General features: G+C 65.1%; 16 protein-coding genes. 7 read left to right on the top strand and 9 right to left on the bottom strand.

Annotated elements, in window-relative coordinates; genetic code table 11:
* The first annotated feature begins 5 nt into the window (after positions 1 to 5).
* Complete coding sequence (locus BLQ01_RS04780; RefSeq protein ID WP_026540890.1) at positions 6 to 701, top strand: SDR family oxidoreductase; 696 nt, start codon at positions 6 to 8, stop codon at positions 699 to 701.
* On the opposite strand, the gene BLQ01_RS04775 is transcribed toward BLQ01_RS04780, so the two are convergent.
* Positions 667 to 1,842, bottom strand: coding sequence for a glycosyltransferase family 9 protein (locus tag BLQ01_RS04775; RefSeq protein WP_175493355.1), 1,176 nt, complete (start codon positions 1,840 to 1,842; stop codon positions 667 to 669). The two genes, BLQ01_RS04780 and BLQ01_RS04775, sit on opposite strands and share 35 nt — an antisense overlap.
* A gap of 158 nt (positions 1,843 to 2,000) precedes the next feature.
* On the opposite strand from BLQ01_RS04775, the gene rfaE2 reads away from it, so the two are divergent.
* Positions 2,001 to 3,716: a D-glycero-beta-D-manno-heptose 1-phosphate adenylyltransferase gene (rfaE2, locus tag BLQ01_RS04770; RefSeq protein ID WP_254779227.1), complete on the top strand. Its 1,716-nt coding sequence runs from the start codon at positions 2,001 to 2,003 to the stop codon at positions 3,714 to 3,716.
* Between the two features lie 10 nt (positions 3,717 to 3,726).
* Positions 3,727 to 4,761, top strand: a complete 1,035-nt coding sequence (locus BLQ01_RS04765; protein WP_091550406.1) for an NAD-dependent epimerase/dehydratase family protein — start codon at positions 3,727 to 3,729, stop codon at positions 4,759 to 4,761.
* A 4-nt stretch (positions 4,762 to 4,765) separates the two neighbouring features.
* Here the strand turns inward: BLQ01_RS04765 and BLQ01_RS04760 are convergent, their stop codons facing one another.
* Entirely contained in the window at positions 4,766 to 5,848 is a 1,083-nt protein-coding gene (locus tag BLQ01_RS04760) for an FUSC family protein (RefSeq protein WP_245232883.1), read from the bottom strand.
* Positions 5,849 to 6,032: 184 nt separating this feature from the next.
* Between BLQ01_RS04760 and BLQ01_RS04755 the strand changes: the two genes are divergently transcribed.
* Genes BLQ01_RS04755 through BLQ01_RS04745 form a run of 3 tightly spaced genes read left to right on the top strand, consistent with a single transcriptional unit; the run spans position 6,033 to position 8,046 of the window.
* On the top strand, positions 6,033 to 7,046 hold the full coding sequence (locus tag BLQ01_RS04755) for a hypothetical protein (RefSeq protein ID WP_175493354.1): 1,014 nt from the start codon (positions 6,033 to 6,035) through the stop codon (positions 7,044 to 7,046).
* Complete coding sequence (locus BLQ01_RS04750) at positions 7,043 to 7,474, top strand: phage holin family protein (RefSeq protein ID WP_026540884.1); 432 nt, start codon at positions 7,043 to 7,045, stop codon at positions 7,472 to 7,474. Before BLQ01_RS04755 ends, BLQ01_RS04750 begins: the two co-directional genes overlap by 4 nt.
* Positions 7,471 to 8,046, top strand: coding sequence for a DUF3618 domain-containing protein (locus tag BLQ01_RS04745; RefSeq protein ID WP_026540883.1), 576 nt, complete (start codon positions 7,471 to 7,473; stop codon positions 8,044 to 8,046). Before BLQ01_RS04750 ends, BLQ01_RS04745 begins: the two co-directional genes overlap by 4 nt.
* Positions 8,047 to 8,137: 91 nt before the next feature.
* On the opposite strand, the gene BLQ01_RS04740 is transcribed toward BLQ01_RS04745, so the two are convergent.
* The 7 genes from BLQ01_RS04740 to BLQ01_RS04710 form a co-directional block, all read right to left on the bottom strand.
* A complete protein-coding gene (locus BLQ01_RS04740; RefSeq protein ID WP_091550403.1) occupies positions 8,138 to 8,614 on the bottom strand; it encodes a phage tail protein in 477 nt (158 codons plus the stop codon).
* Between the two features lie 40 nt (positions 8,615 to 8,654).
* Complete coding sequence (locus BLQ01_RS04735) at positions 8,655 to 9,254, bottom strand: hypothetical protein (RefSeq protein WP_026540881.1); 600 nt, start codon at positions 9,252 to 9,254, stop codon at positions 8,655 to 8,657.
* A 71-nt stretch (positions 9,255 to 9,325) separates the two neighbouring features.
* Positions 9,326 to 9,961: a hypothetical protein gene (locus BLQ01_RS04730; protein ID WP_091550401.1), complete on the bottom strand. Its 636-nt coding sequence runs from the start codon at positions 9,959 to 9,961 to the stop codon at positions 9,326 to 9,328.
* A complete protein-coding gene (locus tag BLQ01_RS04725; protein ID WP_026547163.1) occupies positions 9,948 to 10,583 on the bottom strand; it encodes an RDD family protein in 636 nt (211 codons plus the stop codon). Before BLQ01_RS04725 ends, BLQ01_RS04730 begins: the two co-directional genes overlap by 14 nt.
* Before the next feature lie 46 nt (positions 10,584 to 10,629).
* Positions 10,630 to 11,433: a hypothetical protein gene (locus BLQ01_RS04720; protein ID WP_026540862.1), complete on the bottom strand. Its 804-nt coding sequence runs from the start codon at positions 11,431 to 11,433 to the stop codon at positions 10,630 to 10,632.
* Entirely contained in the window at positions 11,430 to 12,410 is a 981-nt protein-coding gene (locus tag BLQ01_RS04715; protein WP_091550400.1) for a hypothetical protein, read from the bottom strand. The genes BLQ01_RS04720 and BLQ01_RS04715 overlap by 4 nt, the downstream gene beginning before the upstream one ends.
* Before the next feature lie 197 nt (positions 12,411 to 12,607).
* Positions 12,608 to 13,096, bottom strand: coding sequence for an inorganic diphosphatase (locus BLQ01_RS04710; RefSeq protein ID WP_026540860.1), 489 nt, complete (start codon positions 13,094 to 13,096; stop codon positions 12,608 to 12,610).
* A gap of 212 nt (positions 13,097 to 13,308) precedes the next feature.
* Between BLQ01_RS04710 and dacB the strand changes: the two genes are divergently transcribed.
* Positions 13,309 to 14,751 (top strand): D-alanyl-D-alanine carboxypeptidase/D-alanyl-D-alanine endopeptidase, encoded by a 1,443-nt coding sequence (dacB, locus tag BLQ01_RS04705; protein ID WP_091551114.1) that lies wholly within the window; start codon positions 13,309 to 13,311, stop codon positions 14,749 to 14,751.
* Positions 14,752 to 14,810: the final 59 nt, after the last annotated feature.

The raw sequence follows: 14,810 nt of genomic DNA, 5'->3' as shown, positions 1-14,810 counted from the left end.
AACGCATGAACACGCAAACACCAGGCCGCGTCATCGTTACTGGAGGCGGCTCCGGACTGGGCGCTGCGATCGTGGAAGCCATCCGCGACGCCGGCGGCACACCGTTCGTTTTCGACCGCGATGTCAGCAACGTCGCAGGCGCAAAGTCCTTGGAAGTGGACGTCTCCAACCGTGAAGCAGTGGAAGCCGCCGTCAAGGAAGCCGCCGAAACCCTTGGCGGACTGGACGGAGTGGTGACTGCTGCCGGCATCGACCGTTGCGGAAAACTCGGCGACGTCCCGGCGGAAGAATGGGAAAAGGTCATCGGAGTGAACCTCATGGGCACGGTTTCCGTAGTCCGGGCGGCACTGCCTTACCTCAAGGAATCCCGGGGCCGGGCCATTACCATCGCCTCCACGCTTGGGCTCCGGGCACTGCCGGACGCCACGGCGTACTGCGCCTCAAAGTTCGGCGTTATCGGCTTCAGCCGCGCACTTGCCGCCGAAACGGGCGGCGTCATCGGCGTCACCACCATCATCCCGGGCGGCATGAAGACCCACTTCTTCGACGACCGCGATGAGCAGTACAAGCCGCAGGACGATTCCAAGCTCAACGACCCCGCCAACGTGGCGCAGGCCGTGGTGTTCGCCCTTTCGCAGCCCTTCGGCAGCGAAGTCCGCGAACTCCTTATCTGCCCCGCAGAAGAAGGCTCGTGGCCGTAAGGTCCAGCACGTCCTGAACAACATCGGCCACGGCGATGCCGCTCACCACGGTGTCGTCGTGGCCGCAGTGCGGTGCCGTCCAGCCAACCTGCGTGATGTCCGCCCCGCAGCGCGGACACCGGATCATCCAGGACATGTGGATACGGTGCATGCTCCTGCCGCGTGGACCGGCGTTGAACACGTTCCCCACCCAGAAGATGCCTACCGTCGGCGTTCCCATTGCCTGGGCGAGGTGCCGGGGTCCGCTGTCGCTGGCGAGCATTACGGTGGCCTCCGCCAGGAGGGCGGCCAGGTCGCCGACGTCCAGCTCCCCGGCCACGGAGCGCACCGCGTTGTGCTCTGCTGCCGGCAACTGGCGGACCGCCAATTCCGCCACTTCCTGCGCCAGCGCCTTCTCCGAGCGGTCGCCCACGATCACTACCTGGGCCCCCTCCCGTGCCAATCCGGCCGCAGCTTCAGCAAAGTTCGACGCCGGCCATCGCCTCCGCGGATCGGTGGCACCCGGGTGGACCACCACCAGCGAAGTCCTCCCGTAGTCCCGCAGGCCCACGATGTTCTGCAGATGCTCGGGGCTGGGGGGCAAGGGAGGGGAGATGATGCTCGGAGCCCCTGCGAGGCCCGCGACCTCCAACCAACGGTCCGGCTCGTTCTGGTAGTAGACGTAATCGAGGTTCCGCTCCAACGGCTCCGCGTCCTTGGTCCGCGTGCCCGCGGTATGCCGGGCACCGAGGCGGAGCAGGAACGGGTTGGAAAAACGTCCGCCTCCATGCATTTGGAACGCAACATCGAACTCCCTGGCCCGCATGGCCTCGAAGAAGGCTTCCTGCGCGGCAACGTCCTCGGCATCGTCCTCGAAGCGCTCGCCGTTGCGCGGGCCGTCGTGTACACCCCGGGCCACGGGAAGCATTTCGACGTCGTCTACCGGACCTTCCGTGGCAGCGGCAACCGCCGCATGGATGGGGGTTCCAAGCAGCGTGATGGTGGCTTCGGGGTACGCGCTCTTCAGCGCATAAAGGGCGGGGTACGTATAGATCAGGTCGCCCAGTCCGCCACCCCTGAGGACGGCAATCCGCTTGACGCCGCTGAACTTGTCCAGCACGGGGCCCACGCCGGGGCTCGGATTCGTCAGCGGTTTCTCCATGGATCATTCCTTTCGCTGCCAATGCTGCGGGCCGGTACTTTCCGTAGTTCCGGAGCCGCAGTGGTTCCGTGGGAAACTCCCGGAGCCGGCGTGTGAAGCCCGTGCCGCGGGGTACCTGAGGGGAACAGGAAACTGTAAGCCCAACCGGAAGGTACCCCATGGCACGCCTATCCAATCAAGAGGGCCCGGCCAATCAGGAAGGCCGGGCAAACCAAGAGGGCCCGGCCCACGATGACAGCCTGTCCCGCCAGGAAGGCCTGGCCAGCCAAGCGAGCCTGAGCAGCCAAGAGAGCCTGAGCACCCAAGAGGGCTTGGCCAGCCAAGCGAGCCTGTCCCGCCAGGAAGGTCTGGCCGACTGGTTACCGGGCCGCCTGGCCGAGGCACATCCCCTGATCACCGTCATCGGCGATTCCATCCTGGACGGCTGGTGGGATGGAACCATCGAGCGGTTCTGCCGCGAGGCCCCGGCCCCCGTGGTTCAGGTCCAGCGCCGCGATTTTGCCCCGGGAGGTGCCGCCAATACGGCGATGAACCTCGCAGCGATGGGGGCGGACGTTCGTTTCGTATCCCTCGTGGGCGAAGACCAGGGCGGCCAAACCCTCCTCGAACAGCTCACAGCCGCCGGCGTGGACGTATCGCACGTGGTCTCCCATGCGGGCATGACCACCACCACCAAGTTCCGGGTGAGCAGCGGCGGCCAGGTGATGCTGCGCCTGGACGATGCCGCGGACGAGGTCCCCGCAGACGGGCTCCGGCAGGTTGCCGCCGCCATCCCCCAAGCAGTCGGTGGTTCATCAGCCGTGGTCCTCTGCGACTACGGCTCGGGCACCCTGGAAGGCGCTGTGCGGGAGGCAATTTTTGAACACCTCGGTCCACAGGGTGACGCTTCCGAGGGGAACGGTCCTGCCATTGCCCGCCAAGACACGCTGGTAGTGGTGGACGCCCACTATCCGGGACGTTGGGCCCAGCTCAATCCGGACCTCGCAACCCCGAACGCGCAGGAAGCGGCACGGTTGCTCGGGACCGAATTCCCCGGCGGCGCTGCCAGGTGCCCCTTCGTGGAAGCGCACGCGGAGCAGCTTCTTCGCACCTCAGGTGCGGCCGCCGTCGTCGTGACTTTGGACCGGGAAGGGACCCTGACCATCCGCCCCCAAGGTGAGGCCCGGAAACCGACAACCCACCGGACGTGGGCCCGGCCGCAGGCAGAGAAGCAGGCGTCCGGGGCCGGGGACACGTTCGTGGCGGCCCTGACCATTGCCCGTGCAGCCGGATTGCCGCTCACCACCAGTGTGGATCTGGCCCAGGCCGCGGCCGATGTTGTGGTGCACCGGCCGGGTACCTCGGTGTGCACCACTGACGAACTGGCCAAACACCTCCGTGGTTTTGCCGATACTGCGCTGACGGATGCCGAGTTGGCCCTTCAGGTGGAGGAGCATCGCCGGGAGGGCCGGCGGATTGTGCTGACCAACGGGTGCTTCGATGTCCTTCACCGCGGCCACACCCGCTACCTCAACCAAGCCAAGCAATTGGGGGATGTCCTGGTGGTGGCGCTGAACAGCGATTCCTCGGTTCGAAAGCTCAAGGGCCCGGACCGGCCGGTCAATCACGAGGCCGACCGTGCGGCAGTCATCGCTGCGCTGAGCTGCGTGGACCACGTCACCGTGTTCGACACCCCCACTCCCATACCGCTCATAGATCTGCTGCGGCCCGACGTCTATGCCAAGGGCGGGGATTACACACCGGAGATGCTGCAGGAAACCCAAGCGGTGGAGCGCAACGGCGGCATAGTGACGATCCTGGATTATGTACCGGAGCATTCCACCACGGCGGTCTTGGAACGCATCCGTTCCACGGGCGAAACTCCGCAGGGCTGAGGCATCAACCATGCGTATTGTGATCACCGGTGCAACAGGACATGGCGGCACGGAACTGCTGAAGCGGCTCCAGAGGGCGCGGTCCGAAGAGGGCGCTGACCTCGAGTTGGTGGGCATCGCCCGCCGGCAACCGGATCCGGACGCGGATCCCTATCACGGTGTGGAGTGGCACACTGTGGACATCAGCTCCCCAGCGGAGCAGCCGGCTTTGGAGGCAGCTTTAGCGGGAGCCGATGCCGTGGTGCACCTCGCCTGGCTGATTCAGCCCAACCACAACCGGGAAGCGCTTCGCCGGACCAATGTGGCCGGAACATCCCACGTGCTGGCCGCGGCGCGGGCATCCGGGGTGGGCCACATTGTGTGTGCCTCGTCCGTGGGAGCCTACTCACCCGCTCCCAAAGACCAGCGGACCACTGAAGAGTGGCCGACGGACGGCGTCCGCAGCTCGCACTACAGCGTGGACAAGGCGGCACAGGAAAGGCTCCTGGACCGTTTTGCCCAGGAAAACCCGGACATTGTGGTCTCGCGGCTTCGCCCGGCGCTGATGTTCAGCGCCGGGGGCGGGAGCGAGGTTGGCCGCTACTTCCTGGGACGCGTCTTGCCCCGGCTGGTGCCGCGTAAGCCCTGGCTGCCGTTCCTCGCCATCCCCAAGGAGATGGTGTTCCAAGCCGCCCACACCGCAGACGTCGCCGATGCCTACTGGCGGGTGGTGGAACGCAAGGCCGAAGGTGCCTTCAACATCGCCGCCGAACCGGTCATCGACCCCAACGCCTTGGCGTGGATTCTCAACGCCCGGCGGCTGATGCCGTTCCCCCTCAAGGTGCTCCGCGCCGTCGTCGACGTCAGTTGGAGGCTGCGGCTGCAGGTGACCGACGCCGGATGGGTGGATATGGCGGCCAACGCACCCATCATGGATACGGCACGGGCTCACGCGGTTTTGGGGTGGTCGCCCAAGCGTTCTTCGTTGGAGTCCCTGGCGGAGATGCTGGAGGGAATCGGTGCGGGGAAGGGGCGGGAAGCTTCTCCTCCCTTGAAACCGCGGTAGCTTCCTATTCGGAGGACAGCACCACGGTCAGGATGCGGCGCAGGCTCATGGCCACCGACGCCGGGGCGTTCACCGGGGCCTGGTCGGCGGCCGCCCCGGCTACGGCATCGCCCAGGGCAGTGATGCTGTCCTTGGCCCGCGCCAGCCGGTTGGCCAGCTCGCCGTTCTCGGCGTCCCGCCAGTGATCCACAACGGACGCCACCGATTCCAGGGCTTCTGCGAGCGGAGTCACCACCGCATCCGGGATGACTGTTCCGGCGCCTTCTTCCCAAATGGCGCTGGCAAGGACATCGGTGATGTCCTGGACGTGGAAGGTGAGCCGTTCTAGGGTTTTCAGGCCGGCAAGGTCGCTGGGCAGGCGGGTCGCACGACGGCGGGACCTGGGGTTCGCTTTAGCGCTCAGTTCCGCTTGATGCACCGCAGTCCGGACGCCCGCTGCCGTAAGCGAGAGTTCGTCGCTGCGGCTGGCCCAGGCCTCGTGGTTGGGCGGCCACGACTCCTCCATGGCCCGTGCCATATCCCTAAGTTGGCGGGACAAGGCGCTTTGGTGTCCGGCGATGGCGGGATCGATGTCGTCCAGGTGCAGGGGTGGAAATATCAGCCAGTTCACCGCAAATCCCACCGTGACGCCCAGCGCCATCTGGAGGACGTAGGCGAAGGAAAAGCCTTCGGCGTTGGAGTCGCCCAGCACCAGCACGAACAGTGCTGCCATGGGGATCCATTCAGAAGCAGTACCCAGGCGGGGGAGGCCGCCGATGAGCACGCCGAGTCCTACTACCACGGCAACGGCCAGGGCGGTGGGGGCAGCAACTGTGGTGATGGCGAAGGCCATGCCGATGCCCAACACCAACCCCGCCAGGCTCTGGAGCCCATGCTTGGCCGAGTCGGCCACGGTGGGGTGCATGCTCACCAGGGCGCCAAGCGGCGCATAGTACGGATAGGCGGCGGCAGGACCGGGCATAAAGGGTGCGAGGTACCACGCGAGGCCTGCAGCAATGGCCGTTTTGGCGGCAAACAGGAGTCGGTGGCGGGTGACGGTTTTTCGAAGCGCGGGAATCAGCCGTCGCCTCGTGGGCAATTGGCTCATCAACCCCACATTCGCAGGTCTGGTCCCGGCTGTCGAGCGGAAAGTGCCGAACGTGAGCAGGGACATCAATTAGTTCGATTGGGTGATTAGATCCCCGGCAAGCGGGTACACACCCATTGATAGTAACGATACTTACTATCCCGGCTGCTGTCCGCAGCCTGCCAACTGTGGAAAGAGAGCGACAATGACTGAGAGCCAATCGCCGCAGGACGGAAGCTTCGCGGCGCCAACCACCGGTGCCCATGCAGGCACCGAACCATTTTCCGGAAGCTACCTCGACTCGCCGGACGTTGAAACAGAAACTGCGGGAACCACGGGAATCAGCGGAACCCCGGCAGGGTCGGGCTACTCCGGCACTTCGGGTACTTCAGGCACCACTGGCACTACGGGTACTTCAGGCAATTCCGGAAAGGTGGACACCGCCAAGGAGGAAGCCGCGGGAGTTGCCGGTGCCGTGCAGGATGCCGCCGGTGGAGTGATGGATACCGCCAAATCCGAGGCCGGCCATGTAGCCCACGAAGTCAAGGTAAATGCACGCCAACTGCTCACGCAGACCAAGGGTGAACTGACTGACCAGGCCCAGGTCCAGCAGCAGCGTGTTGCCGAGGGCCTGCGCTCCATCTCCGATGAACTGTCCACCATGGCCAATTCAAGCCAGAACGGCGGCGTTGCCACGGACCTGGTCCAGCAGGCAGCCCAGCGTTCTTCCTCGATCGCCCAGTGGTTGGAAGGCCGGGATCCCGGTTCCCTGCTGGATGAAGTCAAGGGGTTCGCGCGCCGCAAGCCAGGAGCTTTCCTGCTTCTTGCCGCCGGTGCCGGTGTCCTTGCAGGCCGCCTCGGCCGAGGCATGGCAGACAACTCACCGGAGGGCAACATTTCCAGTGGGACCACCACTGAAACTCCACGCGCCGTTTACTACCCAACCCAGGGTGGAGCTGTAACTCCTCCGGCCGTGGACCTTCCCGGTCCTACCACCACCACTGCCGGCTACGGCTCGGCAACCACCACGGGGGTAGCAACCGGCGGCGCAGCCACTGGCTACGACGCAGGGACCACTGGTGGCTATGACGGATCGACGCTTCCCTACCCGGAAACCGACGCCGGCGGGGTCAAGGCACAGGGTGACCCCCTGGCCGGACCGATCGACCCGGAGAGCCCCCTTGATCCGGATGACCCACAGTACGGAGGTCCCCGATGAGTAGTCCTGCCGACCTGCCTTCCACAACAGCGCACGAGAAAGCGGAAAACCTTCCTCTCGGCGAGCTGTTGAGCGACCTGACGCGCGATGTTTCCACGTTGATGCGCCAGGAAGTGGAGCTGGCCAAGGTGGAACTCAAAGAGTCCGCCACCAAGGCCGGCAAGGGTGCCGGAATGCTGGCCGGAGCCGCATGGGCCGGCCACATCACCGTACTGTTCCTCTCCATCGCCCTCTGGTGGGCTTTGGGGCAACTGGTTGGCCTGGGCTGGTCCGCGGTGATTGTCGCGGTGATCTGGGGAATCATCGCGGCGATCCTCGCCACGATGGGCCGCAAGGAGCTGAACGCCATCAAGGGCATGCCGCGGACAGCTGAGACCGTCAAGGAAATACCCCCCGCTCTGAAACCGAACACTGAGGAGACACGATGACGCAGAACCCCGACGCCCTGCGCGCCGATATCGAAGAAACCCGCAGGCGGCTCAGCACCAACGTTGACGCTGTAGCGGACAAAGTTACGCCGTCCCACATCGTCAACCGCAGGGTGGACAAGATCAAGACGGCCGTCTTCGGAGCCCGTGACGACGTCCAGTACCGTGCCAGTGAAACGGCGCACCATGCAGGAGACGCTGTTTCCGGAGTGGTTTCGGACATCAGCGACGCACCGCAGGCCATCACGCGCAAGGCCCAAGGCAGCCCGATTGCGGCCGGACTCATCGCCTTCGGTGCGGGCTTGCTGGTCTCAGCACTGATTCCACCGTCGGACAAGGAGCGCGAGGCTGCCCAGGCGTTGAAGGAAGCAGCCCAACCCTTGACCGAGGAACTGAGCCACGCCGCCCAGGAAGTTGCCGAGCACCTGCGTGAACCAGCCCAGGACGCCATGCAGAACGTGAAGGACACCGCCACGGAAGCCGCCGCCAACGTCAAGGACGAAGGCCAGGCAGCCGCAGCCGATGTCCAGGACCGTGCGCAGACGGCCAAGGACAACGTCAGCAACCAGTAAGGTTCCCGCCTCACCCAACTGAGTCGCAGCAGATGCCCTTTTGAACCCTCAGAAAGGCATTAACTGCGACTCAGTTGCGTGACGGCTGTGTTTAGGCGGGGGTGGGCGGATACTCGCCCTTGATGACGAAGTAGGAGCCGCGGATAGTTCCGGCGAGCTTGGATTTTTGCCGTGCGAACTTGAACTTCGCTTCCAACTCGGCCGGGACCTCCATCCCGTCGGCCAGCTTGAAGCCCACCGCCCTCTTCCCGTCTTCCAGGCTGTACATCACGTTGATGGACAGCCCTGATTCATAAAACACGTACGCCATGTGGAGGTCTTCCACCTGGAAGGCGGTGGCTTCCAGGGGGCGGGACTCAATAACAATGTCGCGTTCTTCCCGAAGGATCCGGCTCACCCGATCCACTATGGCCGGAACCTCTTCCGCCGGGCTCACGGTAAAAACGTGTTGGTACTTGTTGTGGAAGTAGCGGGCTTCGTTGGCGCGCAGTCCCGCGGCAGCATCGGCCACCGGCGACGACTCCAGGCCGGTTGTGGAGACATTCTTGAAGTCAACGGTGTAGGGCATGGGTCTCCTGGTCAGGCTGGTTGGGTGTGGTACGTGACAGTCAGCGTACGTCGAGGATCAGTTGCAGGAGCCGGGCGGCGGCCGGACGGGCAGCGTGTTCCTCGGACCACTGCGCACGGGCCAGGGCTTTGCTGACCGCCTGCGTGGTGATGCCCAGTTCCTGGGCCACTGCTTTTTGCTGGCCGCGGACGCCCGGTGTAAGCAGGTCAAGGACCCGCCATTCCGCGGCACTGCGATGTTGGACGATGTGCCCCAGGAGCCGCAGCACGGCCTCGGCCTCCGAGGCCAGCGCACCCAGCGGGCCGTCCACCGCAACCGGAATCCGCTCTTTGCCGTTGCGCAGCCGGTCCACGGCCCTCCGGGCGTAGACAAGTCCATGCCCGGACGCGTCCTTCACCAGGTTTGGCAGTGGCTCGTTGATGGGTCCCACTCCGATACCCACGTACCACTGGCTGGAGCGGAGGGCGATCAGTGCAGTCTCCACGGCTTGGTGGCCCGATTCGACGATGCCCTGCACCTCATCTTCAACCGAGCGGTCAAAGTCGAGCCGCGCAGGGATGTGCCGCAGGTCCTTGAGCAGCTGCGGCACAAGGTCGCCGTCACGGCGGCTGTCGCGTTGGTTGATGGTGAGAGTGAACATAGTGGATCACATGCTACCGGCTGGTAGACGGTCTGCAAGGGCCAAATTTACCCATTATTGAGCAGAACCGGTCAGTCGAGCGCCATTCGCCCGGTCAGTACGACGGCGGGCAGCGCACCTGCCGCTGCCCGTGCGGCGCCGGGTGTTCCGGCATCATTCATGGCCCCGAGGATGGCAAGGACCAAAGGGGCAGGATCCTGGTGTGATGCGAACACCCAGAACGTCCCGCGGGCTTGGAAAACCACGGCGTTGTGGCCTCCGGCGCCCAGGGAAAACTTGCGTCGGGCCACCAAGCGCCGATCGGGGTCGGTGCCGTCGGCCGTGGTCACCGCTTTGATGGTCCCGGGCACAATTTCGTCCCAGGGGATGACCAAGAGCGTGTGTTTCTGCGAGTATTTGGCAACCACACCGCCGTCGAAAACCAGCAGCTTCCGGAAACTGCCCAGGAACGTCATGGACCAGAGCACCAAGCCGGTCAGCATGCTGGTCAGCACAAAGAAAGCGGGATCATTGAAGTGCCCGGCTTCCCGGGTGGAACGGATCGGGCTGACGAACTCCGCGATGGTCCCGAAAACGAACCCCACCACCAGGCAGGGGATGAGGACCTTCCAGTAGATGCGGCGCGACGACGCTACATACCGGAGCCGGCCCAGTTCAGGGGAGAGCTCCCGTTCAACACGGCGAACCAGCCAGTTACGGCCGTGCATCCGGGCGCTGGCCGTAGAGGTTGGGCAAATCCCGGCGTTCGGCCGCAGCGGCCTGATCGGCTGCCGCCGCTTTGGGGTCCGGAACCGGCGCCTGGCCCTGGGCAATGCCGGAGCGGCGATCGATGGCGGCAAACTTCGGGTCCCACGTGTCATCTCCGCCGCCGCTGATGGCGGAGGCAATGAGCATGACCACGAAGAACGGGAAGAAGGACCAGCAGATGGCGCGCCATCCGCCCAACCAGGCGCCCGCCGTCGTGCCGTTCTTGATCCGCACTGAGCGCATCCCTGCGGCGGCGTCTCCCACGCTGCCCACGGATCCCCAGATCATGCCGTACACGTACAGCCCCACGAACCACAGGACAGCGTAGAGGGTCAGCCACAAACCGTCGTTGTACCCGAGCGCAGAGCCGCTGTTCATCATGGATTCCCGGACCACTGCAAGGATCACGGCCAGGACCACATACCCAACAAGGAACACCATGGCGTCCAGTACCCGGCCCCAGAAGTGGGCGCCCCCGGATGCTTTGACGAAGTACGCGCCGGTGTCAGGGTGGCGGCGGACAGGGCGGCCGTTGACAGGGTCAAGCAGGCCGGTGAGGGTGGTGGACTTCGAAGTGCTCATGAGGGACTTTCAGCTCGACGGCGGTCTGCGGCTTGGGTACGGAACGTCAGGCCAGTCCGGCCAGCCCGCCCAGGACGCGGGCCAACGTTGCCGCAGAAGTTTCCTGGAGCTCGAACGCCACGGATTCTGCCTGTTCCGCACCGTTGCCGGACGTACCCTCCACGCGCGGAGTCAGTACGTGGACCCCGGACGGGCCGGTGTATACGGTCACGGTGGGGAACTCGTTGGTGTCGGAATTGAAGGCCACCACGTTGCTCGCTGCCTGGGTGTCCGCCAAAGCCGTGGCGGCGTGTGCCTCGAACTGGGCTTCGGTGTAGAGGGCGGCCTCGGTGTCGCGGGCAGCCGCCTGCTGGGGGTCCACGAATTCGGCCAGGCGTGGAACCAGCTGGTCGCGGGTGACCACGGTGAAGCCGTGCAGGCCGCTTTCGTCCACTTCCTCCAGCAGGACGCCTTCGTCATGAAGGTAGCCGTAGAGCCAGCGCTTGCCGGTGGATACTGTCCGTTCCACGGAGACCACGCTGCTGCCGCTGCGGCGCAGGGTGAGGGCACCGGTGATTTCCTCTGTTGCGTGCAGGCGGGACGGCTCGGTCTCGCCCTCGAACACCACGGGATACACAAGTTCCTTGGCCAGCAGGCCGCGCAAGGCGATGGCGCACATCAGTTCCTTGCTGGCATCCTGGGCCGAAAGCCATGGCAGGGCAACCAGCTGTTCGTGCTGGACGCCGTCCAGGGCCACAACTTCTTCATCGGTCAGCGTGGGCAGGGCCGAGCCCACGGCGCTGGCCGAGGCCAGGACCTTGGCTGCTGCCTCAACGTCCCGCTGGGTCCATTTCATGGTGCTGGTGGTCATCCGAATATCCCTCCGACAAAGTTTCCGACTGACTTGGCGGCGTCACTGACCCCGTCTGCCACCTTACTGCCTACGTCCTTGGCGAAGCCCGCCACTTCCTTGGCACCATCGGCGATGTAGCTGCCCGGATTGCGTGCGAAGTTGCTGATGGAGTCCCAGTTGTCGGCTACAAGGTTGCCCAGGGCCCAGGCGCCGGCAACGATGCCCGCGCCGATCACAATGGGGGCACCGATCGGTCCGAGCAGGGCTGCGCCACCGGCCGTCATGAGCATGATGCTGCCAACGCCACCCACCACGGAAAGACCGCCGGCCACACGGTCACCGGTGCCGCGCCAGCCATCGTGCTGCGGGTTGATCATGTCGCTGATGCCGCCCACAATGTTCAAGGGTGCCGCCAGCGCTCCGGCCACACGGAGGCCCTTGGAGAATTTGCTGGCATCCTGGAACGCCTGGCTGAAGGGGATGTTGGCCTTGAAGTCCGTGAGGACGTCAGTGACCTTTTCCCCATTGCGCAGCGCGGTCATGGCATCGCGGACAACCGTCCCGCCGGCCCGCCAGTTGGTCAGGACTTCGCGGGTCTTCACCCATTCGGCGTTGCCGAGCTTGAGGTACTTGTAGGCAGTCCACAGCGGGGCGGCCAGGCCCTTGACGCCCATCGCGGTGTCATAGACGTCCTTGAGGACACCCACCGAGGAGCCCGAACCATCATTGTGGCTGGCGAACTCCTGCTGGTTGGCGTGCTTCTTCAGCTGGCTGGCATTCTCGCGCAGCATGTTGGCGGCCTTGACCAGGCTCTGCCGATGCTGGGAGTTCCAATCGCCCTTGAACACCGTTGCGTCTTTGCCCTGCCACGCGGTGGTGGAATTGATGGCGTTGGACAACTGCGTGCTTTGCAGGCTGATGGCGTCGGCAGCTTTGCCCATCACGCCTGCCAGACTGCGAAGCTGCGTGATGTCCGCGCCGTAGAACCCAGCCATGTGAACCCCCTGTGTAAGCCATCTGTGTAAGCCGTCGAAAAGTCTCGTCCCAGCCTAGGCGGAGGCGGCCGTCGCCGCGATGGGGAGACATGCCCATCCACAACGCGAACCCCCGCGTTGCCTTAAAAAGTACGACGGCGGCCGGTGCGGTTCGCAGGGAACCGCGCCGGCCGCCGTCGGGCGTCAATCGGTGATGACTAGTGTGCTGCCGGAACGTAGCGCTTGATGGAAGCTTCCAGCTCGGCCTCGGCAGCGGCGCGGTCGCCCCAGCCCTCGGCCTTGACCCACTTGCCGGGCTCCAGGTCCTTGTAGCGCGTGAAGAAGTGCTCGATTTCCTTGATCAGGTATTCGCTGACGTCGCTGACTTCCTGGATGTGGTCGAACCGTGCGTCAACGGGGACGCAGAGGACCTTGGCGTCTCCGCCGCCGTCGTCGGTCATGTTGAAGACGCCGATGGGGCGGGACTCAACAATGACGCCCGGGTGGAGGTCGAAGTCCTGCAGGAGCACCAGTGCGTCCAGCGGGTCGCCGTCTTCGCCCAGGGTGTTCTCGAAGAAACCGTAGTGCGTGGGGTACTGCATGGAGGTGAACAGGACGCGGTCCAGGCGGACACGGCCGGTTTCGTGGTCAACTTCGTACTTGACGCGCGATCCCTTGGGGATCTCGATGGTCACGTCGTGCTTCATGGAATGCTCCTTGACGGGTGTGGGTGGGGCGTCGCTCCGCCGAAGCGGCCGTCACGGGTGACGGTGCCTCAGGCAGGCTGCTCAGCCCGGGGCTGGCGGCAGGCAAAAGGGCAGCCGGTGCCGCCGACTACTATTGAGGATATAGCGAGAGGCCCGGGTTTCTTGAAACGGCGGGGACATTTCAGGACTGACAGGACCAAGCAACTTCCATGATGGGCGATAAAAACGGGGGTGCCCGCTGGGTATCCGCGGCGTGGGGGCGCTTGAAATGGCCGGTGCTGTTGGCCGGAGTCCTGTTGTGCGCCGCCGCGCTGGTGGTGGCAGGCCTGGCGCCCGGACTGTTCGCAGCGCCCAAGCCGTCCCCTTCCGTTCCTTCCTGGCAGCAAGTGCCTGACCACCTGAGCGACACGAGCGGCGTGCTTCCCCTGAATACCGGCGCCCCCGTTCCAGTGCCGGCCGAAGTTGCCCGGCAACTTGATGCCACGCTGAAACCCGCCGGCGGGGGCACCATCAGCGGCGTGGTCCTGGACGCCTCCACGGGCCAGGTCCTTTTTGACCGCGATGCCAACGCCAACAGGATCCCTGCGTCCAACATGAAGTTGCTGACCGCGGTTGCTGCGCTGAAGGCACTTGGCCCGGAGTCGCGTTTCACTACACGGGTGCTCGCTTCCGAAGATCCCTCCACGGTGGTGCTGACCGGGGGAGGGGACGTCCTGCTGGGTGCAGCCGCATCGGATCCGTCCTCGGTCCTCGGGCACGCCGGTCTTGGTTCGCTGGCTGTGGATACTGCCGCTGCGTTGACTGAGGCAGGCATCAAGGGGCCGGTCTCGGTGAAAGTGGACGATTCACTGTTCGCCGGCGCACCCCTCAACCCTGCCTGGAGCCTGGATGACGTCGCCGCCGGGGAGACAGCACCCTTGTTTTCGCTGGCTTTGAACTCCGGCCGTTACGCCCCCGACGTTCTGACTGGTCCGCGCCCCCAGGATTCCGCCATCACTGCCGCCCAGGCGTTTGCCGAGCAGTTGGCGGCCGCAGGCGTGGCCGTGAGTCCCGGCGTCGAACGCGGTAAAGGCCTCCCCGCGAGGGAGCTCGCTGCTGCCCGGTCCGCCACCGTCAGCGAGCAGGTTGACCTCATGCTCGAGTCCTCGGACAACTTCCTCGCCGAGGCGTTGGGGCGGATGACCGCTTTGGCGTCCGGTCAGAAGGGGACGTACGACGGCGCCACTGCCGCCGTGCGGCAAAGGCTGGGGGAGCTGGGAATCGCCACGGATTCGATGCAGCTAGCCGATGTTTCCGGCCTTGCCCTGGAGAACCAGGTCAGCGCCCGGCAATTTGCCGAAGTAGTCCGTGCCATCACCAGCGGCCCCGATCTATCCCTGCGGGCGGCGTTGGATGGCTTCCCGGTGGCCGGCCTGACCGGCACCCTTGATGACAGGTATGTGGACGCCGGAACTGCCGTCGGAGCCGGGCTGGTGCGGGCCAAGACAGGGACACTTAATACGGTGATCGCGTTGAGCGGCTACGTGGTGGATGCCGACGGGCGCCTGCTGGTGTTCTCCTTTATTGGCAACGACCTTGAACCCGGTGCCGCTGCCAACAAGGTTGCCATGGACCGTTCTGCGTCGGTGCTGGCCTCGTGCGGTTGCCGGGGCTGATGCTCCGCGTGGAGCGAACTTAACGGCCCACTGTCAGTCTCATGTGGTGTGATGGTCCC

The organism is Arthrobacter sp. UNCCL28 (assembly GCF_900102805.1).
GTDB classification, from domain to species: Bacteria; Actinomycetota; Actinomycetes; order Actinomycetales; family Micrococcaceae; genus Arthrobacter; species Arthrobacter nicotinovorans_A.
This window is presented reverse-complemented; position numbering and strand designations above follow the sequence as displayed.